Annotated in this window: 20 protein-coding genes; 15 read left to right on the top strand and 5 right to left on the bottom strand. The window is 68.0% G+C overall.

What is annotated here, in order from left to right; translation table 11 throughout:
- Positions 1-41 precede the first annotated feature (41 nt).
- Positions 42-1,325 carry a cystathionine gamma-synthase family protein gene (locus tag EV560_RS20590; protein ID WP_131857665.1) on the top strand — a complete coding sequence of 428 codons (1,284 nt, stop codon included), beginning with the start codon at positions 42-44 and terminating at the stop codon, positions 1,323-1,325.
- 175 nt (positions 1,326-1,500) lie between these two features.
- On the top strand, positions 1,501-1,935 hold the full coding sequence (locus EV560_RS20585) for an anthrone oxygenase family protein (protein ID WP_131857664.1): 435 nt from the start codon (positions 1,501-1,503) through the stop codon (positions 1,933-1,935).
- Between the two features lie 9 nt (positions 1,936-1,944).
- Here the strand turns inward: EV560_RS20585 and EV560_RS20580 are convergent, their stop codons facing one another.
- Positions 1,945-2,658 (bottom strand): DUF3750 domain-containing protein, encoded by a 714-nt coding sequence (locus EV560_RS20580; RefSeq protein ID WP_465247026.1) that lies wholly within the window; start codon positions 2,656-2,658, stop codon positions 1,945-1,947.
- A 161-nt stretch (positions 2,659-2,819) separates the two neighbouring features.
- Between EV560_RS20580 and EV560_RS20575 the strand changes: the two genes are divergently transcribed.
- The 5 genes from EV560_RS20575 to EV560_RS20555 all read left to right on the top strand — a co-directional run bounded on the left by EV560_RS20575 (position 2,820) and on the right by EV560_RS20555 (position 7,180).
- Positions 2,820-3,935: a polyamine ABC transporter substrate-binding protein gene (locus tag EV560_RS20575; RefSeq protein ID WP_248312142.1), complete on the top strand. Its 1,116-nt coding sequence runs from the start codon at positions 2,820-2,822 to the stop codon at positions 3,933-3,935.
- On the top strand, positions 3,932-5,125 hold the full coding sequence (locus EV560_RS20570) for an ABC transporter ATP-binding protein (protein WP_131857661.1): 1,194 nt from the start codon (positions 3,932-3,934) through the stop codon (positions 5,123-5,125). Before EV560_RS20575 ends, EV560_RS20570 begins: the two co-directional genes overlap by 4 nt.
- Entirely contained in the window at positions 5,122-6,024 is a 903-nt protein-coding gene (locus tag EV560_RS20565; protein WP_131857660.1) for an ABC transporter permease, read from the top strand. The genes EV560_RS20570 and EV560_RS20565 overlap by 4 nt, the downstream gene beginning before the upstream one ends.
- Complete coding sequence (locus EV560_RS20560) at positions 6,021-6,809, top strand: ABC transporter permease (protein WP_131857659.1); 789 nt, start codon at positions 6,021-6,023, stop codon at positions 6,807-6,809. The genes EV560_RS20565 and EV560_RS20560 overlap by 4 nt, the downstream gene beginning before the upstream one ends.
- Before the next feature lie 98 nt (positions 6,810-6,907).
- On the top strand, positions 6,908-7,180 hold the full coding sequence (locus tag EV560_RS20555; protein WP_131857658.1) for a hypothetical protein: 273 nt from the start codon (positions 6,908-6,910) through the stop codon (positions 7,178-7,180).
- Between the two features lie 123 nt (positions 7,181-7,303).
- Here EV560_RS20555 and scpA read toward each other — a convergent pair whose 3' ends face one another.
- Genes scpA through EV560_RS20540 form a run of 3 tightly spaced genes read right to left on the bottom strand, consistent with a single transcriptional unit; the run spans position 7,304 to position 12,292 of the window.
- Complete coding sequence (gene scpA / locus EV560_RS20550) at positions 7,304-9,469, bottom strand: methylmalonyl-CoA mutase (RefSeq protein ID WP_131857657.1); 2,166 nt, start codon at positions 9,467-9,469, stop codon at positions 7,304-7,306.
- The gene (gene thiD, locus EV560_RS20545) at positions 9,466-10,290 is read right to left on the bottom strand and encodes a bifunctional hydroxymethylpyrimidine kinase/phosphomethylpyrimidine kinase (RefSeq protein ID WP_131857656.1); all 825 of its coding nucleotides are present in this window, start codon (positions 10,288-10,290) and stop codon (positions 9,466-9,468) included. The genes scpA and thiD overlap by 4 nt, the downstream gene beginning before the upstream one ends.
- 13 nt (positions 10,291-10,303) lie before the next feature.
- The gene (locus tag EV560_RS20540) at positions 10,304-12,292 is read right to left on the bottom strand and encodes a methylmalonyl-CoA mutase subunit beta (RefSeq protein ID WP_131857655.1); all 1,989 of its coding nucleotides are present in this window, start codon (positions 12,290-12,292) and stop codon (positions 10,304-10,306) included.
- Positions 12,293-12,896: 604 nt separating this feature from the next.
- On the opposite strand from EV560_RS20540, the gene EV560_RS20535 reads away from it, so the two are divergent.
- Together EV560_RS20535 and EV560_RS20530 are read left to right on the top strand one after the other, a co-directional pair.
- A complete protein-coding gene (locus tag EV560_RS20535) occupies positions 12,897-14,447 on the top strand; it encodes an ABC transporter substrate-binding protein (RefSeq protein WP_207908074.1) in 1,551 nt (516 codons plus the stop codon).
- Between the two features lie 21 nt (positions 14,448-14,468).
- Positions 14,469-15,818 carry an MmgE/PrpD family protein gene (locus EV560_RS20530; protein WP_131857654.1) on the top strand — a complete coding sequence of 450 codons (1,350 nt, stop codon included), beginning with the start codon at positions 14,469-14,471 and terminating at the stop codon, positions 15,816-15,818.
- On the opposite strand, the gene EV560_RS20525 is transcribed toward EV560_RS20530, so the two are convergent.
- Positions 15,793-16,716, bottom strand: coding sequence for a LysR substrate-binding domain-containing protein (locus tag EV560_RS20525; protein ID WP_131857653.1), 924 nt, complete (start codon positions 16,714-16,716; stop codon positions 15,793-15,795). The two genes, EV560_RS20530 and EV560_RS20525, sit on opposite strands and share 26 nt — an antisense overlap.
- A gap of 90 nt (positions 16,717-16,806) precedes the next feature.
- Here EV560_RS20525 and EV560_RS20520 point away from each other — a divergent pair, with 90 nt between their 5' ends.
- The 6 genes from EV560_RS20520 to EV560_RS20495 are packed head-to-tail and all read left to right on the top strand — an operon-like array spanning position 16,807 to position 22,530.
- Positions 16,807-17,925 carry an NAD(P)/FAD-dependent oxidoreductase gene (locus EV560_RS20520; RefSeq protein ID WP_131857652.1) on the top strand — a complete coding sequence of 373 codons (1,119 nt, stop codon included), beginning with the start codon at positions 16,807-16,809 and terminating at the stop codon, positions 17,923-17,925.
- Positions 17,906-18,202, top strand: a complete 297-nt coding sequence (locus tag EV560_RS20515) for a (2Fe-2S)-binding protein (protein WP_131857651.1) — start codon at positions 17,906-17,908, stop codon at positions 18,200-18,202. Before EV560_RS20520 ends, EV560_RS20515 begins: the two co-directional genes overlap by 20 nt.
- A complete protein-coding gene (locus tag EV560_RS20510; RefSeq protein ID WP_131857650.1) occupies positions 18,199-19,599 on the top strand; it encodes an FAD/NAD(P)-dependent oxidoreductase in 1,401 nt (466 codons plus the stop codon). The genes EV560_RS20515 and EV560_RS20510 overlap by 4 nt, the downstream gene beginning before the upstream one ends.
- Positions 19,596-20,726 carry an NAD(P)/FAD-dependent oxidoreductase gene (locus tag EV560_RS20505; protein WP_131857649.1) on the top strand — a complete coding sequence of 377 codons (1,131 nt, stop codon included), beginning with the start codon at positions 19,596-19,598 and terminating at the stop codon, positions 20,724-20,726. The genes EV560_RS20510 and EV560_RS20505 overlap by 4 nt, the downstream gene beginning before the upstream one ends.
- Complete coding sequence (locus tag EV560_RS20500; RefSeq protein ID WP_131857648.1) at positions 20,723-21,667, top strand: ABC transporter permease; 945 nt, start codon at positions 20,723-20,725, stop codon at positions 21,665-21,667. Before EV560_RS20505 ends, EV560_RS20500 begins: the two co-directional genes overlap by 4 nt.
- Positions 21,664-22,530 carry an ABC transporter permease gene (locus EV560_RS20495; RefSeq protein ID WP_131857647.1) on the top strand — a complete coding sequence of 289 codons (867 nt, stop codon included), beginning with the start codon at positions 21,664-21,666 and terminating at the stop codon, positions 22,528-22,530. The genes EV560_RS20500 and EV560_RS20495 overlap by 4 nt, the downstream gene beginning before the upstream one ends.
- Positions 22,531-22,567 lie beyond the last annotated feature (37 nt).

Here is a 22,567-nt window from a genome sequence, read left to right as displayed (position 1 = left end):
GGCGCCGCACGGCGACAGGATCTGCCAAAGGGGAGTTCGCGATGAGCGAGGACAGCTACCACAGGGACCGTATCGCCAATCGCAGGCTGCATCCCGAGACGCTGATGATGGGCTACGGCTATTCGCCGGCCATGTCGGAAGGATCGCTGAAGCCGCCGGTCTTCCTGACCTCGACCTTCGTTTTCGAGAATGCCCAGCAGGGCAAGGATTTCTTCGACCTGACGTCCGGCCGCCGCCAGCTCAAGCCGGGCGAGAAATCGGGCCTGGTCTATTCGCGCTTCAACCACCCGAACATGGAGATCCTCGAGGATCGTCTCGCCATCTGGGACGAGGCCGAGCGTTGCGCCGTCTTCGCCAGCGGCATGGCGGCGATCGCCACGACCTGCTTTGCCTTCCTGCGGCCCGGCGACACGGTCCTCCATAGCCGCCCGCTCTATGGCGGTACCGAGACCCTGCTGAAGAATCAGATGGGCGCCTTCGGCGTCACCGCCTTCGGCTTCACCGACGGCGTCGACGTCACCCAGATGCGCAGCGTTGCGAAGGCCGCCGCCGCCAAGGGCCGCGTCGGCATGATCCTGGTCGAGACCCCGGCCAACCCGACCAACGGCCTCGTCGATCTCGCCGCCTGCGCCACCATCGCCGACGAACTGGAGAAGAGCCAGGGCCACCGCCCGCCGGTCGTGGTCGACAACACCATGCTCGGCCCGAAATTCCAGAAGCCGCTGAAGCATGGCGCCGACCTGACCCTGCTGTCGCTGACCAAATATGTCGGCGGCCATAGCGACCTCGTCGGCGGTTCGATCAGCGGCAAGGACGCGCTGGTCAGGCAGGTGAAGGGCTGGCGCGGCTCGCTCGGCACCCAGCTCGACCCGAATTCCTGCTGGATGCTGATGCGCTCGCTCGAGACGCTCGACATCCGCATGAGCCGCGCCAACGAGAATGCCCAGCTCGTGGCCGAGTATCTCGCCGGCCATCCCAAGGTCGCCAAGCTGCATTATCTCGGCGATCTCAAGGATGGCGATCCGAGGAAGCCCGTCTTCGACAAGCAATGCACCGCGCCGGGCTCGACCTTCTCCTTCGACGTCAAGGGCGGCGAGAAGGAAGCCTTCGCCCTGCTCGACAATCTCCAGATCATGAAGCTCGCGGTCAGCCTCGGCGGCACCGAGACGCTGGTCTCGCATCCGGCGGCGATGACCCATTCCGGCGTCGCGCGCGAGCTGCGCGAGGAGATCGGGCTCACGGACGCGCTGATCCGCATCTCCGTCGGCATCGAGAATATCGAGGACCTGATCTCGGACCTGGCGCAGGCCTTCGAGGCGGTCTGACGCCCTCGTCATTGCGAGGAGCACAGCGACGAAGCGATCCAAGAGGACGTAGAGCGCTGCCGAATCGCTTCGCGGACCTGGACTCGGGCTTGCCGAAGGCAAGACCCGGGTGCTCGCAATGATGCCGGGGCTCGCGTAAGTTGCGGTCGCTGATCCGCAACGCACGGAGCCGCCCATGCTCGAAGGACAATTGGCCTTGATCGTCGCGGCGCTCTTCACCGGCGCCGCTCTCTATGTGAGCCTCGCCGAGCAGCCCTCACGCCTGATGCTCGATGACAAGGCGCTGCTGACGGAGTGGCAGCCCTCCTACAAGCGCGGCTTCATCATGCAGGCCCCGCTCGCGGCGACCGGCTTCCTGCTTGGATTCCTCGCCTGGTGGGAGACCGATATTGGCGCCTACCTGCTCGGTGCGCTGCTGATCGTCGCGAACTGGCCCTGGACCATGCTTGGCATCATGCCGACCAACAGCGCGCTGATGGCGATGGATCCGACCGAGCCCGGCCCTGACACGCGGCCGCTCATCCTCAAATGGGGCTCGCTCCACGCTGTTCGCTCGGCCCTTGGCGCATTGGCGACGCTGGCCTTTCTGTGGGCGACGCTGAGCGACTGAACTGGAAGCTCAGATCCCCACGCGCCCCCAGCCGGGCAGCTTGAGCGCCGGCTCGCGCAGGTCGAGCCCGGCGACGAGGCCGAGCAGGTTGATCTCGATGCCCTCGACCCAGCCGAGGGTGATGCCGGCGACGCCGAAGAGCGAGGCCTGGATGCCGGTGCGGCTCGGCGTCAGCCCGGCGAAGAGGCCGGAGTCTCGCCAGTCCTTGCCGATCGCCGTCGGGGGCAGGGCCCGGTGCAGCTCCGGCACCTCGGCGAGGATGTGCTGGACGAAGCTGTTTGAGTTCGGCCCCGGCCAGGCCGAATAGGAGCCGTTGCCGCTATAGGCATAGCTCTGCACCGCGGCGCGGATGCGCGGGATCAGCACCTCCGCCTCACGGCCTTTGATCTGGCCGACCAGCTCCGGCACGTTGCCGAACCAGCGTCCATCGGCCTCGCGATGGTTGACGCGCACCGGGTTGCCCCAGCCGACGACGTCGAAGCGGGTATAGGCGCTCGCGCCGGCCTCCTTCACCACCACCCAGGAATGATGCGCGAAGATGCCGCGCCAGCGCCCGACCCTGGCGGCGAAGACATGGATCGACGCCTCCGGCTCGATCGCGGCGGCCGGCAGCAGCTGCGCGCTCGACCAGTCCGCCCTGCGCCAGTCCGCCGCGAGCGGCTGCCAGTACCACCAGGCCGCATGGGTCGCGACCGGCAGCAGGAAGAAAAGCGCGAAAAACAAGAGGAAACGGCGGGCGTGGCGCATCGCGACAGGATATGTGGCCGGCTTGTTGCATCGCAAGGCGGTTGCCGGGGCCAGGTCTTCACGAAAAGGTGGTTGAGGCTGCCGGGCAAGCTGCTAGCTTGCCGCCGCTATCGCATATCGACTGCAGGAGGGGCAGATTGGGAGACGTCGGACGAGGCCTGAAAGGATTGCTGGCGGCTGCGGCGCTTGGCTTGGCGCTGATCGCGGGGGCTCCGGCTGAGGCGCAGAACAAGGAGCTGCGGATCTACAACTGGTCGGATTATGTCGATCCGGAGGTGCTCGATGCCTTCAAGAAGGAAACCGGCATCACCGTCGTCTACGACACGTTCGACCAGATGGAGACGGTCGAGACCAAGCTGCTGGCCGGCAAGACCGGCTATGACCTGATCGTCGTCACCGCCTCCTTCCTGCCGCGCCACATTCCGCTCGGGCTCTATGCACCGATCGACAGCGCCAAGGTGCCGAATCTCAAGAACGCCTGGCCGGAGATCCAGCAGCGCCTCGCCAAATATGATCCCGGCAACAAATACGCCGTGAACTACATGTGGGGCACGACCGGGATCGGCTACAACGTGGCCAAGATCAAGGAGCGGCTCGGCAACGATGCCGTGATCGATTCCTGGAGCGTCGTCTTCGATCCGGAGAAGCTGAAGAAGCTCTCCAATTGCGGCGTGCACGTGCTCGACGCCGTCGAGGAGATGTTCCCGGCCGCCTTGCGCTATCTCGGCCTGAACCCGGATTCGAAGAACGAGGCCGATCTCAACAAGGCCGGCGATCTCTTGCGCAAGATCCGGCCGCATATCCAGAAGTTCCACTCGTCCGAATACATCAACGCGCTCGCCAATGGCGATATCTGCCTCGCAGTCGGCTATTCCGGCGACATCCTCCAGGCCAAGAAGCGGGCCGAGGAGGCCAAGAACAAGGTCGAGATCGCCTATTCGATCCCGAAGGAAGGCGCGCTGATGTGGTTCGATTCCTTCGTGATCCCGAAGGACGCGGCCAATCCCGAGGCGGCGCTGAAATTCATCGACTTCGTCAACCGGCCCGAAATGGCGGCGAAGAACTCGGATTTCATCCAGTATGCCAATGGCAACATCGCCTCGAAGCCGCTGCTCTCGGCGGCGGTGCGCGACAATCCCGGCATCTACCCGCCCGATGCGGTGATGGGACGGCTCTATACGATCACGCCCTTCGACCAGAAGAGCCAGCGCCTGGTCAACCGCCTCTGGACCCGGGTCAAAACCGGCAAATGAGCGCGCGCGACGACGCGGCGGCAGCCGGGCCGGGCAAGCGCAAGGCCTCGCCCGGCAGCGTGCGCCGCGCCTTCCAGCCCTGGAACGACCCGGCGGCCAGGCCGCTGGTCAGCTTCCGCAATGTCGCGAAGCGCTTCGGCACCGTCACGGCGGTCGACGATCTCTCGCTCTCGCTCTATCCGCGCGAATTCTTCGCGCTGCTCGGCCCTTCCGGCTGCGGCAAGACCACGCTGATGCGGATGCTCGCCGGCTTCGAGACGCCGGATGCGGGCGAGATCCTGCTCGACGGCGTCGACATCACCAAGGTCCCGCCGCATCAGCGGCCGGTCAACATGATGTTCCAGTCCTATGCGCTGTTCCCGCATCTGAGCGTCCAGGCCAATATCGCCTACGGCCTCAAGCGCGAGGGCTTGCCAAAACCGGAGATCGACAGGCGCGTCGAGGAGATGCTCGCGCTGGTCAAGCTCGACGGGCTCGGCAAGCGCAGGCCGGACCAGCTCTCCGGCGGCCAGCGTCAGCGCGTCGCGCTCGCCCGCTCGCTCGCCAAGCGGCCGAAGCTGCTGCTGCTCGACGAGCCGATGGCGGCGCTCGACCGCAAGCTGCGCGAGTCGACGCAGTTCGAGCTGATGGACCTGCAGAGCGAGCTCGGCCTGACCTTCATGGTCGTGACGCACGATCAGGACGAGGCGATGACCATGGCCGACCGCATGGCCGTGATGTCGCATGGCAAGCTCGTCCAGATCGGCCCGCCCGACGTGATCTACGAGGCGCCGGCCAATCGCTACGTCGCGGAATTCGTCGGCGATATCAACGTCATCGAGGGCCGCGTCTCGGCGGTCGCGGGCGATCTCGTCACGCTCGAGAGCCCGGTCGCCGGCACGGTCGAGCTCGACGAGGAGACGCTGGCGCTGAAGCCGGGCGAGGCCATTTTCGTCGGCCTCAGGCCCGAGAAGATCAGCCTCTCGCATGACGAGCCGGAGCAGGGCGTCAACAAGGTCGCCGGCGAGATCTGGGATATCGGCTATCTCGGCGATTTCACCATGGTGCAGGTCATGGTCGGCGGCGACGATGGCCATCTGCTCAAGGTCGCGCTCGCCAATCGCAGCCGCAGGATCGAGCGGCCCTTCGCCTGGGAGGACAAGGTCTGGCTCTCCTGGGATGTCGAGGCCGGGCTGGTCCTGCCGCCATGAGCGCGCGCAACGCCGCCGCAAGGCTTGGCCGCCTCGTCGTGGCCGTGCCCTATCTCTGGCTGCTGCTGTTCTTCCTCGTGCCCTTCGGCATGGTGCTGCGCATCGCGCTCTCCGACTCGGCGACCGCCCTGCCGCCCTATGCGCCGCATTTCGACGGGTTTTCGCAGCTCGGCGAGTTCCTGTCGGGGCTCGATTTCGAGAATTTCCGCCTGCTCGGCGACGATGAGCTCTATTGGCAGAGCTACCTCTATTCCCTCCGGCTGGCCGCGCTGACGACGCTGATCGCGCTCGCGATCGGCTATCCGCTCGCCTATGCGATGGCCTCGGTCTCCAGGCGCGCGCAAGGCCTGCTCGTCGTACTCGTCATCCTGCCGTTCTGGACCTCGTTCCTGATTCGCGTCTACGCCTGGATCGGCATCCTGCGGCCGGACGGGCTGCTCGATGCCGCGCTGATGGGCCTGGGGCTGACGAGCGAGCCTCTGCGCCTGCTCAACACCGAGGCGGCCGTGCTGATCGGCATGGTCTATTCCTACCTGCCCTTCATGGTGCTGCCGCTCTTCGCCACCTTGCAGAAGCTCGACCGCTCGCTGCTCGAGGCCGCCGCCGATCTCGGCGCGACGCCGCTGAAAGCCTTCCTCACAGTGACGCTGCCGCTCTCGCTGCCCGGCATCCTCGCCGGCTCGGCGCTGGTCTTCATCCCGGCCGTCGGCGAGTTCGTCATTCCCGATCTCCTCGGCGGGCCCGACACGGTGATGATCGGCAAGGTGCTCTGGAACGAGTTCTTCTCGAACCGCGACTGGCCGCTGGCCTCTGCGGTGGCGATCGTGCTGCTGATCGTGCTGGTGCTGCCGCTCGTCCTGCTGCAGCGCGCCCGGCTGGCGCGCGGGGAGGCGGCATGAAGCGGCTCGGCCCCGGCCTGATCCTGGCGCTCGTGGTCGGCTTCGCCTTCCTCTACCTGCCGATCCTGGCGCTGATCGCCTATTCCTTCAACGCCTCGCGGCTGGTGACGGTCTGGGGCGGTTTCTCGACCCATTGGTACGTCACGCTGATGAGCAACGAGCCGCTGCTCGATGCCGCCTGGCTCAGCATTCGGCTGGCATTCGTCGCCGCCACGGTCGCGACCGCGCTCGGCACGCTTGCAGCGCTCGCGCTCGCCCGCCATGGCGCCTTCCGTGGCCGCACGCTCTTCACCGGCATGGTGCTGGCGCCGCTGGTCATGCCGGAGGTCATCACCGGCCTGTCGCTGCTGCTGCTCTTCGTCGCCGCCGATGTCGAGCGCGGCTTCTGGACCGTGACCATCGCCCACGCGACCTTCTGCCTGGGCTTCGCCTGCATCGTCGTGCAGTCGCGGCTCGCCGGCTTCGATCGCTCGCTAGAGGAGGCGGCGCAGGATCTTGGCGCGACACCCTTCGTCACCTTCTGGACGGTGACGCTGCCGCTGATCTGGCCGGCCGTCGCCGCCGCCTGGATGCTCGCCTTCACACTCTCGCTCGACGATCTCGTCATCGCGAGCTTCACCACCGGGCCGGGGGCGACGACCCTGCCGATGCGGCTCTATTCGGCGATCCGCCTCGGCGTCTCCCCGGAGATCAACGCCGCCTGCACGATCATGATCGGCGCGGTCGCGGTCGCGGTGATCGTCGCCTCGCTGCTGATGAAGCGGGACCGGCTGGCAGGCGGATAAACTGCAGCTGAATAACCTTCTCAAATGCCGTTCAGCGGCGTGGTGCGAAGGTCCGGTCAAGGCCGGGATGTTCCCGGTCCGGACACAGGACAGGAACCATGTTCCGCATCTCAGCGACGCCACGCCTTGCCCTCGTCGCCATCGGCGCTGCCGCGCTCGGGCTGGCCACGCTCAGCTCCACCGGCTCGTCGGAGGCCTATGATGGCCGCCATGATCAGGGCTTCGAGCGGCCCGCCCATGGCTGGCGTCCGCAGCCGCCGGTCTTCCATGGCTATTGGGGCCATCGCTACTGGCAGCGCTATCGCGACGGCTTCGACTTCCGCGCGCCTCCGCCGCCTCCCGGCCCGTATTATCGCTATGGCTGGCGCTAGAGCATTTTCGAGCGAAGTGGATACCGGTTCGCGTGAAGAAAATGCGTCAAAACAAGTAGATAGAGAATTTTCGCGATTCGAAGAAACGCGGAAATGCTCTAGCCAGCCTTCACGCGACGGCGGCTACTCCGCCGCCGTCCGCTGCACATAGCCGAGCCGCTGGTTCAGCTCCTCGAGCAGCTTCTCGGCTGCATCGGCGATCACCGTCCCCGGGGGGAAGATCGCGCTCGCACCCGCCACGATCAGCGTCTCGAAATCCTGCGGCGGGATCACGCCGCCGACCACGATCATGATGTCGGGCCGGCCCGCCCTCGCGAGCGCCTCCTTGAGTTCCGGCACCAGCGTCAGATGGCCGGCGGCCAGCGAGGAGACGCCGACGATATGGACGTCGTTCTCGACCGCCTGACGCGCCGCCTCGTCCGGCGTCGCGAAGAGCGGGCCGATATCGACGTCGAAGCCGAGATCGGCGAAGGCCGAGGCGATGACCTTCTGGCCGCGATCGTGCCCGTCCTGGCCCATCTTGGCGACGAGGATGCGCGGGCGGCGCCCATCGGCCTCCTCGAAGGCCTGGGTCATCAGCTGCACGCGTGTGACTGCCGGGTTCATCGTGCCGACCTCCCGCTTGTAGACGCCCGAGATCGCCTTGATCTCGGCCCGGTGGCGCCCGAACACCTGTTCCATCGCCAGCGAGATCTCGCCGACGGTCGCCTTGGCGCGCGCCGCCTTGACGGCGAGATCGAGCAGGTTGGCGTTGCCGGCGGCGCCATTCGTCAACTCGGTCAGCGCGGCCTGGACCGCAGCCTCGTCGCGCTCGCCCTTGAGGCGCCGCAGCTTGTCGAGCTGCTGCGCGCGCACCGAGGCGTTGTCGACCTTGAGCACGTCGATGCTCGCTTCATTGCTCGGCTTGAAGACATTGACGCCGATGATCTGCTGCTGGCCGCCGTCGATGCGCGCCTGCGTCTTGGCCGCCGCCTCCTCGATGCGCAGCTTCGGGATGCCGGCCTCGATCGCCTTGGCCATGCCGCCGAGCGCCTCGACTTCCCTGATATGGCCCCAGGCCTTGGCCGCGAGCTCGGCGGTGAGTCGCTCGACATAGTAGGAGCCGCCCCAGGGATCGATGATCCGGGTCGTGCCGCTCTCCTGCTGCAGCAGGATCTGGGTGTTGCGGGCGATGCGGGCGGAGAAGTCGGTCGGCAGCGCCAGCGCCTCGTCGAGTGCATTGGTGTGCAGCGACTGGGTATGGCCCTGCGTCGCCGCCATCGCCTCGATCATCGTGCGCGGCACGTTGTTGAAGACGTCCTGCGCCGTCAGCGACCAGCCGGAGGTCTGGCAATGGGTGCGCAGCGGCAGCGACTTCTCGTTGGTCGCGCCGAAATCCTTGACGAGCTTGGCCCAGATCAGCCTGGCAGCCCGGAGCTTCGCCACCTCCATGAAGAAGTTCATGCCGATGGCCCAGAAGAAGGAGAGCCGCGGCGCGAAGACGTCCACGCTTAGGGACGCCTGCTGGCCGGCGCGGATATATTCGACCCCATCGGCGAGCGTGTAGCCGAGCTCGAGATCCTGCGTCGCTCCCGCCTCCTGCATGTGATAGCCGGAGATCGAGATCGAGTTGAATTTCGGCATATTCGCCGAGGTATAGGCAAAAATATCGCCGATGATCCGCATCGAGGGCGAGGGCGGGTAGATATAGGTGTTGCGGACCATGAACTCCTTGAGGATGTCGTTCTGGATGGTCCCCGAGAGCTTCGCCGCCGGCACGCCCTGTTCTTCCGCCGCGACGATATAGAGCGCCAGCACCGGCAGAACGGCGCCGTTCATCGTCATCGACACGCTCATCTGGTCGAGCGGGATGCCGGAGAACAGCGTGCGCATGTCATAGATCGAATCGATCGCGACGCCGGCCATGCCGACATCGCCGCCGACGCGCGGATGGTCCGAGTCGTAGCCGCGATGGGTCGCGAGATCGAAGGCGACCGACAGGCCCTTTTGCCCGGCGGCGAGATTGCGCCGGTAGAAGGCGTTGGAATCCTCGGCCGTGGAGAAGCCGGCATATTGCCGGATCGTCCAAGGCTGATTCACGTACATGGTCGGGTAGGGGCCGCGCAGATAGGGCGGCAGGCCGGGCAGGCTGCCGACGAAGGGCAGGCCGCCGCGGTCCGCTGCCGTATAGAGCGGCTTGACCGGGATGCCTTCCGGCGTCAGCCAGGGCTCGCCGGCGGCAGACAGCGCTGCGGGGACGGGGCTGTCCTCGTCGAAGGCCAGCGTCGTGAAATCCGGGATCGCGGTCATGGCTTGCTCCCGTCGGTCCTGTCCCACCAATGGTGGAAATGATGCACCGGTCCGTGGCCATGGCCAACCGGAACCTGATCGGCCGCCGCGATCGCGGCCGTGATATAGGTCTTGGCATGGCCGACCGCCTCGGGCAGCGCGAGCCCCTTGGCGAGGTTCGCGGCGATGGCCGAGGAGAGGGTGCAGCCGGTGCCATGGGTGTTGCGCGTCTGGTAGCGCGGCGCGTTGAAGCGCTGGCGCGTGCCGCCCGCGAGCAGCAGCAGGTCGGTGCTGGTGTCGCCGCTGCCATGGCCGCCCTTGATCAGGACATTGGCGGCGCCGAGCGCGGCGAGCCTCACAGCCTGTTCATCGATCGCATCCTCGGTCTCGGCCAAGCTGGTCCCGAGCAGGGCGGCGGCCTCCGGCAGATTCGGCGTGATCAGGGTCGCGAGCGGGAAGAGCTCGGTCTTGATCGCCTCGACCGCATTTTCCTCGAGCAGGCGCGAGCCGGAGGCCGCGACCATCACCGGATCGAGAACGATATTGCGGGCATTGTGCCGCTTCAGCCCGGCCGCCACCGTCTTGATGACCTCGACCGTGGCGAGCATGCCGATCTTCACCGCCGCGACGTCGAGATCGGCGAAGGTGGCGTCCATTTGCTGGGTGACGAAATCGCCGGGCACGGCGTGGATGGCGCTGACGCCGGTCGTGTTCTGCGCGGTCAGCGCCACGATGACACTGGCGCCATAGACCTGATGCGCCGCGAAGGTCTTGAGGTCGGCCTGGATGCCGGCGCCGCCGCTCGAATCCGAGCCGGCGATGGTGAGGGCGATTGCGGTCAAGATTGGCCTCCGATCAGGCGAGGACGATCTGCTGCGCCGCTTCGAGCGCAGCGATCGCGTCGCCTCCTGCTTGGATGAACGAGGTCACCCCGGCATTGTTCAGCGCAGCTTCCAGATCGCCGGGGCGGCCCGCGAGCCAGATTGTCGCGCCTGCGGCCGCGAGCGCCTGCGCCACCGGGACGGCTTCGGCCGCATAGCCGGCATCCGAGCCGCACAGGCAGGCGAGCCTGGCGCCCGAAGCCTTGTAGGCGGCGACCAGGGCCGGAATGTCGGTCGCGCCATGGCCACCGAAGCCGTCATGCCCCGGCGCGGCGAGACCGCCGGCCTCGAACAGATTGCGGGCGAAGCCGGCGCGGGCGGTGAAATCGGCGATGCTGCCGAGCGTGGCGAGGAAGACCTGCGGGCGCTTGCCGCGTTCGGCCGCGGCTGCGTCTGCCTTGTCTCGCAGCGCCTCGAAAGCTTCGGCCGAGCGGATCGAGGGCAGGGGCGGGGAATGGATGCCGCCCTCCGGCGCGGCGAGGATCTCCGCGCGCTGGCCGCCGCCGGCAAGCGCGTCGATCAGCCCTGCCTGCGTCTGGTCCGAGGCCTTGTGCTGCCCCTTCACCCTCGCGCGCTGGACTGGCGCGGCGCTGAGCACGACGACCGGCACCTCGGCCAAATTGGGGAATTCGCTGGTGCCGGTGATCGGCTCGCGCCGGGTGGCGAGCGCCTTGAGCCTGATCTCGCGCTGGCGGGCGAGCCCGGCGGCGACATGGCCGTTGGCGAGCGCGGCGACGATGCCGGTGAGGTCTTCGTGCGTCTCGCGCTCCAGGTCCTGCAGCTTGCTCCAGGCCTGATCGCACAGCGCCCTGGTCAGCGCCTCGAAGCCGCCGGCGCCGGCGGCGGGATCGGCGACGCGCCAGAGATTCGCTTCCTCCAGCAGGACGAGCTGGGTGTTGCGGGCGATGCGCCGCGCGAAGGCGTCGGGCAGGCCGAGCGCGGCGGTGAAGGGCTGAACCGTCAGCGAATCCGCACCGCCGATCCCAGCGGAAAAGGTCGCGATCGTGCCGCGCAGCAGATTGACGTGAGGATCGCGCTTCGTGAGGGAGCGCCAGGCCGTCTCGGCATGAAGCCGCATCGGCTTCGCCTCGAGCCCGCAGGCCTCCTGGACGCGCTGCCAGAGCAGGCGCGCGGCACGGAACTTGGCGATGGTCAGGAACTCGTCGGTATCGGCGACGAGCGTGAAGGAGATCGCGTCGCGCGCCTCGGCCGGCGCCATGCCATTGGCTTCGAGCGTCCGCAAATAGGCGATCGCGGTCGCCATGGCCGCGCCGAGTTCCTGCGCCTCGCTGGCGCCGGCCTCGTGATAGGGGCGGGTATCGACGGTGACGAAGGGGCCGGCAAAGCCGCGCGCCTTCAGGGCTGCGATCGTCTCGGCGAGGCGCCTGCCGACCTCGCTCCACGAGGCGGCGAGTTCTCCGCTGCGCGCAAGGGAGCCGATTGCGTCCAGACCAAAATCGATTGCGGTGGAGTCCGCCGCCAGGCCGCGCTTCTCGACAAGCGCAGCGAGAAGCAAGGCGTTGATGCGGCCTTCCGGCGCCGGGTCGAGCTTGAGCCGGATCAGGTCGAGCATCACCCCGTCGAGCGCCCGGTCCAGCGCCGCGACATCGTCGGCGACGAGCCCGTAGCCGCGCGCGGCAGGCGCCCCGGCGAGGCTGAGGACGAGGCAATCCGCGCCGCCCTCGAGATCGGCGAGCGCGAGCTTTTGCGCCTGCGCGGCATCGGGATGGTCGAGCCGGGTCGCGACATGCCAGCGGCCGGCTTCGGCCCGCCTCGGACGCTGGACCGGCGTGGCGGCCGGGTAGAGCGGCTCGATGCGGATGCCGTCGGCGGTCTTGCCGACAAGGCGCTTCTCGAAATCGGCGCCCTTCAGCACCTTCTCGACGGCCGCGTGCCATTGGCCGAGGTCCGGCTGCGGAAAGGCGTCGAGATAGGGAAGATCGGCTGCCGATGCGGAACCCATGCGCGCTGACGCTCCTCTTTCGCCCATTCTGCGATCGCGAGACGCTGATTGCCATGCGCGCGAACGCACCGCCAGCCCTAGTTCGTCTCAAGGGGCGTGTGCAAATGCCGGGCGCGACGAAGCCGCTGCAATCTGGCGGAACAGGCCGCCTCCGACCGATGACGGCCAGAACGCCTGTCGCCGATCAACCTGATACGCGAATTGCAGGCATGTCAGAGGCGGGCAAGGGGCGTTTGGAACGGCAGGCAGCGAACCTGGATCGCGCGTGATGAGCTTGGCCAACTGATCCGAGCTGGCGATTGCTGGTCCAACGAGACGGCGAGCGCTTGCGCGTGGGACTAGTCCTGTATGGCGGGAGATGACGACCCGAGTTCCTCCAATGGAAAAGCCGCGCGTTCAGGGCAGCTTCGATGCCGTCTCGCCCAGGCTTGTCGGCCATGAGCGCTGGCAGCGCAGGGTCCAGTCCCCGAAGCCTGCCGTGGTCGCGCTCGGCTCGGCTGGAAGGCCATAACCGCTGAGAATACGTCATCCCCGATTTCGACTTGGACAGACTGGGGAGGCGGCCCCCACTATCGTGGCAATAAACGATGAAGGGGATTCAACGATGAAAAGGCATGCCGCCGGGCTTGCGGGTCTGATGCTGTTCGCGGGCCTCCAGGGGCAGGCCCTCGCCGAGGAGACGGTTCTCAGGGTCAGCTCCGGCGCCAGCAACGTCTCGACCCTCGACGCCCACCGCGCTAGCGCGACCGACGACAAGGCGCTGGTCGGCTGGCTCTACAATGGCCTCGTCCGCTTCAAGCCGGGCAGCGCCGATCCCAAGGATCTCGAGCCCGATCTCGCCGAGCGCTGGGAGACCTCGCCGGACGGCAAGGTCTGGACCTTCCACCTGCGCAAGGGCGTCAAGTTCCATGGCGACTGGGGCACGCTCGATGCCGACGACGTCGTCTACTCCCTGCAGCGCTCCGGTGATCCGAAGCGTTCGACCTTCTCGTCCGACTTCTCCGCGATCGACAAGGTCGAGAAGGTGGACGACCTGACCGTCCGGGTCACCCTGAAATACCCGGATGTCAACTTCCTCGGCCGTGTCTCCAACTACCATGGCGGCAACATCGTGAGCCGCAAGGCCGGCGAGGAACTGGGCGACCGCTATGGCGCCAAGCCCGTCGGCACCGGTCCGTTCATGTTCGTCGAGCAGGTGACCCAGCAATATGTGAAGCTCGCCGCCAATCCGGACTATTTCCGCGGCAAGCCGAAGATCGACACGATCATGATGCGCGCCATCCCCTCGGACAGCGCGCGGGAACTCGCCTTCACCTCCGGCGAGCTTGATCTGTTCTATGGCAAGCGCGAGCAGCGCTGGGTCGATTCCGCTCGCCGCCGCCCCGGCTTCAATGTCGAGATCTTCCAGCCCGGCGAATACCGTTTGCTGCACATCAACCGCAGCCAGCCGCCGCTCGACGACATCCGCGTGCGCCGCGCCATCGCCGCTGCTGTCAATGTCGACGACCTCGTGCGCTTCGTCGGCAAGGATGTCGGGCCCAAGGGCTGCTCCGTCGTCCCGCCGGGCTATCTCGGCGAGGATTGCACGGTCCGCTACGGCTTCGATCTCGCCAGGGCCAAGGCCCTGCTGGCCGAGGCCGGCCATAAGGACGGCATCACCATCAAGGCGATCGTCTCCAACATCTCGGCGCAGCAGCCCTTCATGGAGATCATCCAGGCGCAGTTGGCCAAGGCCGGGATCAAGCTGGAGATGCAGGTCGTCGACCACGCGACTTATCAGAGCCAGAGCCGCAAGGACCTGAGCGGCCTCGTCTTCTACGGCGCGGCCCGTTTCCCGATCGCCGACACTTATCTCAGCGAGTTCTTCCACTCGCGTGCGACGGTCAACACCCCGACTGCGGCCACGAACTTCTCGCACTGCGCCATCGCCGACAAGGAGATCGAGGAAGCCCGGGTCGCGCCCAATGCCGACGCGCAGAAAGCGCTCTGGAAGGAAGCCCAGCGCAAGATCATGGACGATGTCTGCGCGATTCCCCTGTTCGAGCTACGCCAGGTCTGGGCCCGCAGCGACAAGCTCGACTTCGGCTACGAGCTGAAGGGCGCGCTCAACCTCGCCCCGCCGATCACCGAGGCGACCACGCTGAAGGCACGCTGATCGCCAGCTGAGGGGCCGCTCGTGGAAACCGTACGCCGGCTCGCCGACTACGTCGCCGACGCGCGCGAACAAGGGCTTGCTGATGATCTGCGGGAGGCGGCCTGCCGCGCCGTGCTCGATCTCGTCGCCGCGGCGCTGCCCGGCATCGGCGCGCCGGGACCGCGTGCGGTCCGGCGCGTCGCCTCTGCGACGATGGCCGGCGGTACCTTGCCGATCTGGTTCACCGGTCAGCGGGCTGGCCTCGCCGGCGCGGTCTGGTGCAACGCTTCTGCCGCAGCCGCGCTCGATCTCGACGACGGCCACCGCATCGCCCGCGGCCATCCTGGCGCGGCCATCATCCCTGCGGCTCTCGCGGCAGCCGAAGAGATCGGCGCGACGACGGAAGAGTTGCTGCGGGCAATCGTGGTCGGATACGAGGTCGGTGTCGCCGTTGGCGCCGCCCGCCGCTTCTATGCCAATACCGGGATGTGGTCGGGCTATGGCGCCGTCGCGGCCCTGGGATCTCTCAGGCGAACGCCACCGGATGTTCTGGCCCACGCCTCCGCCATCGCCGGCATCAGCGCGCCGAACCAGCTCCATGCCGGCGCCGGCCCGCTTTTTCCCGCGCAGGAGGGCAACGACGTCAAGGAAGGCATCGCCTGGTCCAGCGTGACCGCCATCAACGCGCTGCTCCTGGCCGAAGCCGGCCATGGCGGACCGCTCGCCTTGCTCGACCAGCCCGAGCACTTCCGGCTGGAGGGGTTGGCCGGCGGCCTCGGCCGGCAGCGCTACATCGCCCGCAACTACATGAAGTTCCACGCCTGCTGCCGGCACGTGCATGCGCCGGTCGAAGCCCTGCTCGGCCTGCTCGCCCAGCACGCGCTCGCGCCCGGTGAGATCGAGGCGATCGAGGTCGCGACCTATTCGGGTGCGCTGCGCATCGCCAACCGGCCGCAGCCCAGCAGCTTCACCGACATCCAGTTCAGCATCCCCTATTGCCTGGCGCTGGTCGCGATCGACGGTCCCGACGCCCTGTTGCCGTTGACGCCATCGGCAATGGATCGTCCCGATGTCGTTGCGCTGGCGCAGAAGGTCTCGCTGCGCCTCGATCCCGAGCTCGACGCCCGCTTTCCGGCCGAGACGCTGGCGCGCGTGACCGTCCACGGCAACAGGAACACACTGATCTCGCCAGATACGGCGCCGCGCGGCGAAGCGAGCGCGCCGCCTTCCTGGGCCGAGCTTGAAGGGAAACTGCGGCAGGCGAGCCGCTTCGCTGCCGTGCCCGCCCAGCAAGACGGGCTGATCGCAGCGTGCAACCGGCTTCGCGGCGGCGATCACGCGGCCCTGCTCGACGCGCTCGCGACGATCAGGCTGGATTCGGCATCAGGATAGTCCGCGAGATCTCCGCCGCCGCCTCGCGCGTGCTTTCGTGGAAGGCGGCGACCAGCCGGGCATTGCGGCTGTCGCGATTGCGGCAGAGCTGGAAATCGAGCTGGAATTCCGGCTCGAAGCGGCGGATCGCGATCTTGTCGCGCAGGCCGCCGACGATCAGCGGATGCACCAGCGAGACGCCGATGCCGGCCGCGACGAACTCGCACAAGGTCGGCGAGACGTTGGCGACCATCACCACCTCCGGCGTGACGCCATGGGCTTCGAGGACCCGGCTGATGCTGCGATGGGTATGGCTTTCCGGATCGAACGAGATGAAGGGGACGCCGGCGAGATCGCGTGGGGTGATCACCTCTTTTTCCGTCAGCGGATGGCCGAGCGGCAGGATGCAGACCACCGGATGGCCCATCATCGGCTCGGCGGCGACATAGGGGTTGTCGACCGGGGCTATGATCAGGCCGACATCGAGCTTGTGGGTGACGAGCGCATCGGAAATCCACTGCGAGCTGCGTGACTGGACCGAGCAGAACACGCCGGGCTGCCGCGCGAGGAAGCGCGAGGTCGCCTCCTGGATGAAGGAGCCGGAGAGCGCCGGCATCACGCCGATCAGCAGGCGGCTCTGCTCGTCGCGGCGGATCGCCTCGACCGCGTTCTCGACCTGGCGCACGCCGGCAAAGATCCGGTCGATCTCCTCATAGAGGCGTATGCCACGCCGCGTCGCCACCAGCCGGCCCTTGACCCGGTCGAACAGGCGCAGGCCCGTATCCTCCTCGAGATGGGCGATCAGCTTGCTCATCGCCGGCTGCGAGACATTCATCATCTCCGCCGCGCGGCTGACGGTGCCGTATTCGATCACCGCCTTGAAGGCCTCGACCTGGCGCAGATTGAGCCGCCTCACCATGGCATAACCTCTGGGAATAGAGCGCAGAGAAAAACGACTTTGACGAAATACAATGTCGCTCCCTAACGTCAAAGGGCGAAAGGGATTTTCATGCGGCCGGACATCGTCGTCATCGGGGGAGGAACGGTCGGCGCCGCCATCGCCTACGGCCTCGCCTGCAGGCAGGAGAAGGTGCTGCTGCTCGACGGCGACGATGGCGATTTTCGCGCGGCACGGGCGAATTTCGGGCTGGTCTGGCTGCAGGGCAAAGGCCTGGGCATGCCGGCCTATCAGGCCCTGACCCGCGACAGCATCGCGCTCTGGCGCGGCTTGACCGAACGGCTCGAAGCCGAGACGGCGATCGATCTCACCTATGAGCAGAATGGCGGCCTCGCCTTCTGCCTGGGCGAGGAAGCCTTCGACAAGCGCAAGCTCGACCTGCTGCGCCTCCATAACCAGCGCGCTCACGGTGAGCCTGATTGGGAGATGCTCGACCGCGCGGCGCTGCAGCGCCTGCTGCCCAAGCTGGTGCTCGGCCCCGATGTCGCCGGCGCAAGCTTCGGCCGGCGCGACGGGCACGCCAACCCCTTGCGACTGCTGGCGGCGCTGCATGCCGGTCTCCTGCGCCATGGCGGCGGGCTGCGCCATCGCGCTCGCGTCCAGCGGATCGAGCGCGTCGGCACCGATTTCAGGCTCGTGCTCGGTGATGAGACGCTGACAGCGCCGCGGATCGTCATCGCCGCCGGGCTCGGCTCGCCGGAGCTCGCACGCCAGGTCGGGCTCGAGGTGCCGCTGCGGCCGGAGCGCGGACAGGTGCTGGTCACCGAGCGGCTCGAACCCTTCCTGCCCTTGCCGGCGAGCGGCCTGCGCCAGACCGGCGAAGGCACGGTGATGATCGGCGCGACCAAGGACGATCCCGGCTTCGATGTCTCCACCACCGGCGAGGCGGCGGCACATCTCAGCCGCAAGACGGTGCAGATCGTTCCGGCGCTCGCGAAGGTCGGCCTCGTCAGGCAATGGGCCGGGCTGCGCATCATGACTCCCGACAGCTACCCGATCTATGCGCAGTCGCCGAGCCATCCCGGTGCCTTCGTCGCGCTCTGCCATTCCGGCGTGACGCTCGCCGCTCTCCACGCCGAAGAACTCGCCGCGGCCATCGCCGCGGGCAACCTGCCCGAGCGCTTTTCTCCCTTCCACCAGAGTCGGTTCGATGTTCCGCAAGCTGCATGATCCGGGGCCGCAGGCGGTCACCATCTTCATCGACGGGAGCCCCGTCATCGCCGAGCTGGGCGAAAGCGTCGCCGCGGTGCTGCTGCGCCAGCAGGAAGGCTGGAGCCGGACGACGCCCGTCTCGCAGAGCCCGCGCGCGCCCTATTGCATGATGGGCGTCTGCTTCGAATGCCTGGTCGAGATCGACGGCCAGGGCTCGGTCCAGAGCTGCCTGACGCCGGTCGCCAACGGCATGCGCATCGCCCGCCAGCAGGGCCGCCGGAGCCTGTCGGCATGAGTGATCACACGGATCTCCTGATCGTCGGCGCCGGCCCGGCCGGCATGGCCGCCGCCGTCACCGCCCGCCGCCACGGCCTTTCCGTCCGCGTCGTCGACGACCAGCCGGCGCCCGGCGGCCAGATCTGGCGCGGCATCGAGACCGTCGCCGCGACGCCGCGCGCCAGGCGGCTCGGCGAGAGCTACCTGTCCGGCGCCGGGCGCGCCGCGGCCTTCCGCGCCTGCGGCGCCTTGTACGAGCCCGAAAGCCAGCTCTGGCAGATCGAACCGGGATTCCGCGCCTTCGTGACGCATGCCGGCAAGGCCAGGACCGTCACCGCGCAGGCCATCATCCTCGCCACCGGCGCGCAGGAGCGCCCCGCGCCATTCCCGGGCTGGACGCTGCCCGGCGTGCTGACGGTCGGCGCCGCGCAGATCCTGCTGAAGACCGCCGATTCCGTGCCGGAGAAGCCGGTCTGGATCGCTGGCTGCGGGCCGCTGCCGCTGCTCTACATGACCCAACTGCTGGCGGCGGGCGGCCGCATCGCCGGCTTCCTCGACACCACCCCGCGTGGACGTATCGGAGCGGCCCTGCGCCATCTGCCTCAGGGTCTCGGCCGCCTCGGCGATCTCATCAAGGGCCTGTCCTGGTCACTGGCCTTGCGCCGGGCCGGTGTCCCGATCATCCGCCATGTCACGGACTTGCGTGCCGGAGGCGAGGGACGCCTCCAGCGCCTGCATTATCGGACGGAAAGCGGCCGCGAGGTCGAGGTTCTCGCCGAGGTGCTGCTCGTCCATGAAGGCGTGGTGCCGAACATCCATGCGCCGCTGGCGCTCGGCTGCGCCGTGAGCTGGCATGCCGGCCAGCATTGCTATGTCCCGGTGCTCGACGCCTGGGGCGAGTGCTCGCAGGCCAATATCTTCGTCGCCGGCGACGGCGCCGGCATCGGCGGGGCCGAGGCAGCCGAACCGCGCGGACGGCTCGCGGCGCTCCGGGTCGCAGCGAAGCTCGGGCGGCTCGACGATGCCACCGCCGAAGCCGCTGCCGGGCCCGAGCGGAGTGCCCTCGCCAGCGCGCTCGGGCTGCGCCCCTTTCTCGACGCGCTCTACGCACCGCGCCCGCAGCTCTACGCACCGCCGGACGAGACGCTGGTCTGCCGCTGCGAGGAGGTCACGGCCGGCGAGTTGCGCGCTCGCGCCGTCGAAGGGCGGCCCGGCCCCAACCAGCTCAAGGCCTTCACCCGCGCCGGGATGGGGCCGTGCCAGGGCCGGCAATGCGGCTACTCCATGGCCCATATCGTCGCGGCGGCGCAGAACCGCCCCGTCGAGGATGTCGGCTTCTACCGGATCAGGCCACCGCTGAAGCCGGTGACGCTCGGCGAGCTCGCCAGCCTCGACGAACAGGAACCGGCGGCATGAGCGAGGCCGCATTCGACGTGGTCGTGGTCGGCGGAGGGCTGCATGGCCTCTCCGCCGCGCTGCATCTGGCGCGCGCCGGCCGCAAGGTCGCGCTGGTCGAGCGCCGCTGGACCGGCCGCCACGCCTCCGGCGCCACCGCGGCGGGTGTGCGCACGCTCGGCCGCGACATCGCCGAGATCCCGATCTCGCTCGAAGCCATGGAGATGTGGCACCGGATCGAGACGATCGTCGGCGATCATTGCGGCTTCCATGCCCATGGCCAGATGCGTATCGCGGAGACAGCCGAACACATGCCGTCCCTGATCGAACGGCAGGCCCGCACCAGCGCCCTCGGCTACAGCCACGAAGAACTGATCGACGCCGCCGAACTGCGCCGCCTCGTGCCGGCTCTCAGCCCCCATTGCGTCGGCGCGCTGGTGGCGCGGCGCGACGGCGCCGCCGACCCGCACCGCACCATCGCCGCCTTCCGCCGCGCCTGCGAAGCCGGGGGCGTCGCCATCGCCGAGGGCTGCGGCGTCGAGGCGGTCGATCGGCAAGGCAGCGACTGGCTCCTGGTCTGCGGCGACCGCCGCTTTCGTGCGCCCCAGATCGTCAATGCCGCCGGCGCCTGGGCGGGCCGGCTCGCCGCCCTGTTCGGCGATACGATCCCGCTCGGCGTCCGCGCCTCGATGATGATCGTCACCGAGCGGCTGGCGCCGCTGCTCGATCCCGTCGTCAGCGTCGTCGGCCGGCCGCTCTCCTTCAAGCAGGCGGGGCAGGGCACGCTGGTGATCGGCGGCGGCCTGCAGGGCTCGGCCGATCTCGACCGCGAGCGCAGTACGGTCGATTTCCGCCAGCTCGCCAGGGGCGCACGCGCCGCCGGCGATCTCTTCCCGGCGGTGCGCGGCGTACGCATCGCCCGCTGCTGGACCGGCATCGAGGCGGAGACATCAGACCACATTCCGGTCATCGGCCTCTCGCCGAACGCGCCCGGCCTCGTCCATGCCTTCGGTTTCTCCGGCCACGGTTTCCAGCTCGTCCCGGTCGTCGGATCGATCCTGGCCGACCTCCTCACGGAAGGCAGGACGCGCCGCGAGATCGCCGCCTTCGCTCCCAGGCGATTGATGCAGGAAAGGGCGGTGGCATGATCGGCTATTTGGTCAGGCGCATCCTGCTCGCCATCCCCACCCTGTTCGTGATGCTGACCGCGATCTTCGTGCTGGTCCGCCTCGTGCCGGGCGATGCCGCCTCGGTCATCCTCGGCGACCAGGCCAGCGCCGCCTCGCTCGCGGCGCTCAGGGAAAAGCTCGGCCTCGACCAGCCGGTCCATGTCCAGTATCTCGCCTTCCTCGGCAAGATCCTGACCGGCGATTTCGGCGAGTCGCTGTCGAGCGGGCGCAGCGTCATCCGCGAGGTGCTGCTCGTGCTGCCCTCGACGATCGAGCTCACCGTCGCTGCGATCGCGATCGGGCTCATCTTCGGCCTGCCGCTCGGCGTCGCCGCCGCGCTCAGCCGCAATGGCTGGGTCGACTATGTCTCGCGCGTCGTCTCGCTGGTCGGCCTGTCCTTCCCGGCCTTCGTCTCCGGCATCCTGATGCTGATCGTCTTCGCGATCCAGCTGAACTGGTTCCCGGTGCTCGGCAACACCAGCGGCGCCGGCAGCTTCGCGGAGCGCATGCGGGCACTCGCCCTGCCTGCGTTCAATCTCGGCATCATCATGACCGCCTATGTGATGCGCGTGACCCGCGCCGCGATGCTCGGCGTGCTGACCGAGGACTATATCCGCACCGCCCGCGCCAAGGGCGTCGGCCCGGCCCAACTCGTCGTCACCCACGCCCTGCGAAACGGGCTGATCCCGATCATCACCGTGGTCGGGCTCTATTTCGGCACGCTGATCGGCAATTCCGTGCTGACCGAGATCATCTTCAACCGGCCCGGCCTCGGCAAACTGATCATCGGCGCGCTCAACGCCCGCGACTACACCCTGCTGCAGGGACTGATGATCATCTTCGCAATCTGCGTGATCGTCGTGAACACGCTGACCGACCTCGCCTACGGCCTCGTCGATCCCAGGGTGAAATACTCATGAGCGCCGCCGACACCCCCGTCGCGATCCAGCCCGGCGGGCTCTGGCTCGCCTTCACCCAGAACCGGCTCGCCTGGGTCGGGCTCGTCCTGCTGGCGCTGATCGTCGGCATCGCGCTGTTCGCGCCCTGGCTCGCCCCGTATGATCCGCTCGAGCAGAACATCGTGGCGCGGCTGGAGCCGCCCTCGGCCGAGTTCTGGCTCGGCACCGATTCCTATGGCCGCGACGTGCTCTCGCGCCTGATCTACGGCGCCCGCATCTCGCTCTTCGTCGGCTTCGCCGCGATCCTGATCGCGATGCTGGTCGGCACCGCGATCGGCGTGCTCGCCGGCTATATCGGCGGCGTCTTCGACCAGCTCGTCATGGGCGCGCTCGACGTGCTGCTCGCCTTCCCGACCCTGCTGCTCGGCCTGATGATCGCCGCCATGCTCGGCGCCAGCCTGGAGAACCTGATCATCGCCATCGCGGTGACCGAGGTCGCGCCCTTCGCCCGCGTCGCCCGCGCCCCGACGATCACGCTGCGCCAGCGCGATTTCGTCGAGGCCAGCCGCTCCTATGGTTGCGGCCCGTTCCGGATCATGACCCGCCACATCCTGCCGAACATGATCTCGGACGTCGTGGTGATGAGCTCGCTCTGGCTGGCTTCGGCGATCCGCACCGAGGCCTCGCTCAGCTTCATCGGCCTCGGCGTGCCGCCGCCGGCGCCGACCTGGGGCGCGATGATCCGCGAGGGCTTCGAGAATATCCTCGACGCCTGGTGGCTCGCGGTCTTCCCGAGTCTAGCCATCCTCGTCACGGTGCTGGCGCTGAACCTGCTCGGCGACGCCCTGCGCGATGCCTCGGATCCTCGTACGCGAGCGAGATAGCGGAGCTGATCCCGCAACCGTCATCTTCGTCCGAGGG

Source organism: Allobosea sp. BK604, assembly GCF_004341515.1.
Taxonomy (GTDB): domain Bacteria; phylum Pseudomonadota; class Alphaproteobacteria; order Rhizobiales; family Beijerinckiaceae; genus Allobosea.
Note: the sequence above shows the minus strand (reverse complement) of the source record. Positions and strands in the feature narration are given on the sequence as shown.

Excerpts from the sequence above, each read along its gene's own strand:
- EV560_RS20570 (WP_131857661.1), top strand. The coding sequence starts at position 3,932 with ATGAGCGCGCGCGACGACGCGGCGGCAGCCGGGCCGGGCAAGCGCAAG.
- EV560_RS20590 (WP_131857665.1), top strand. The coding sequence starts at position 42 with ATGAGCGAGGACAGCTACCACAGGGACCGTATCGCCAATCGCAGGCTG.
- EV560_RS20540 (WP_131857655.1), bottom strand. The coding sequence starts at position 12,292 with ATGGGTTCCGCATCGGCAGCCGATCTTCCCTATCTCGACGCCTTTCCG.
- EV560_RS20500 (WP_131857648.1), top strand. The coding sequence starts at position 20,723 with ATGATCGGCTATTTGGTCAGGCGCATCCTGCTCGCCATCCCCACCCTG.
- EV560_RS20525 (WP_131857653.1), bottom strand. The coding sequence starts at position 16,716 with ATGGTGAGGCGGCTCAATCTGCGCCAGGTCGAGGCCTTCAAGGCGGTG.
- EV560_RS20515 (WP_131857651.1), top strand. The coding sequence starts at position 17,906 with ATGTTCCGCAAGCTGCATGATCCGGGGCCGCAGGCGGTCACCATCTTC.
- EV560_RS20560 (WP_131857659.1), top strand. The coding sequence starts at position 6,021 with ATGAAGCGGCTCGGCCCCGGCCTGATCCTGGCGCTCGTGGTCGGCTTC.
- EV560_RS20495 (WP_131857647.1), top strand. The coding sequence starts at position 21,664 with ATGAGCGCCGCCGACACCCCCGTCGCGATCCAGCCCGGCGGGCTCTGG.
- EV560_RS20520 (WP_131857652.1), top strand. The coding sequence starts at position 16,807 with ATGCGGCCGGACATCGTCGTCATCGGGGGAGGAACGGTCGGCGCCGCC.
- scpA (WP_131857657.1), bottom strand. The coding sequence starts at position 9,469 with ATGACCGCGATCCCGGATTTCACGACGCTGGCCTTCGACGAGGACAGC.
- EV560_RS20505 (WP_131857649.1), top strand. The coding sequence starts at position 19,596 with ATGAGCGAGGCCGCATTCGACGTGGTCGTGGTCGGCGGAGGGCTGCAT.
- EV560_RS20585 (WP_131857664.1), top strand. The coding sequence starts at position 1,501 with ATGCTCGAAGGACAATTGGCCTTGATCGTCGCGGCGCTCTTCACCGGC.
- EV560_RS20565 (WP_131857660.1), top strand. The coding sequence starts at position 5,122 with ATGAGCGCGCGCAACGCCGCCGCAAGGCTTGGCCGCCTCGTCGTGGCC.
- EV560_RS20535 (WP_207908074.1), top strand. The coding sequence starts at position 12,897 with ATGAAAAGGCATGCCGCCGGGCTTGCGGGTCTGATGCTGTTCGCGGGC.
- EV560_RS20555 (WP_131857658.1), top strand. The coding sequence starts at position 6,908 with ATGTTCCGCATCTCAGCGACGCCACGCCTTGCCCTCGTCGCCATCGGC.
- EV560_RS20510 (WP_131857650.1), top strand. The coding sequence starts at position 18,199 with ATGAGTGATCACACGGATCTCCTGATCGTCGGCGCCGGCCCGGCCGGC.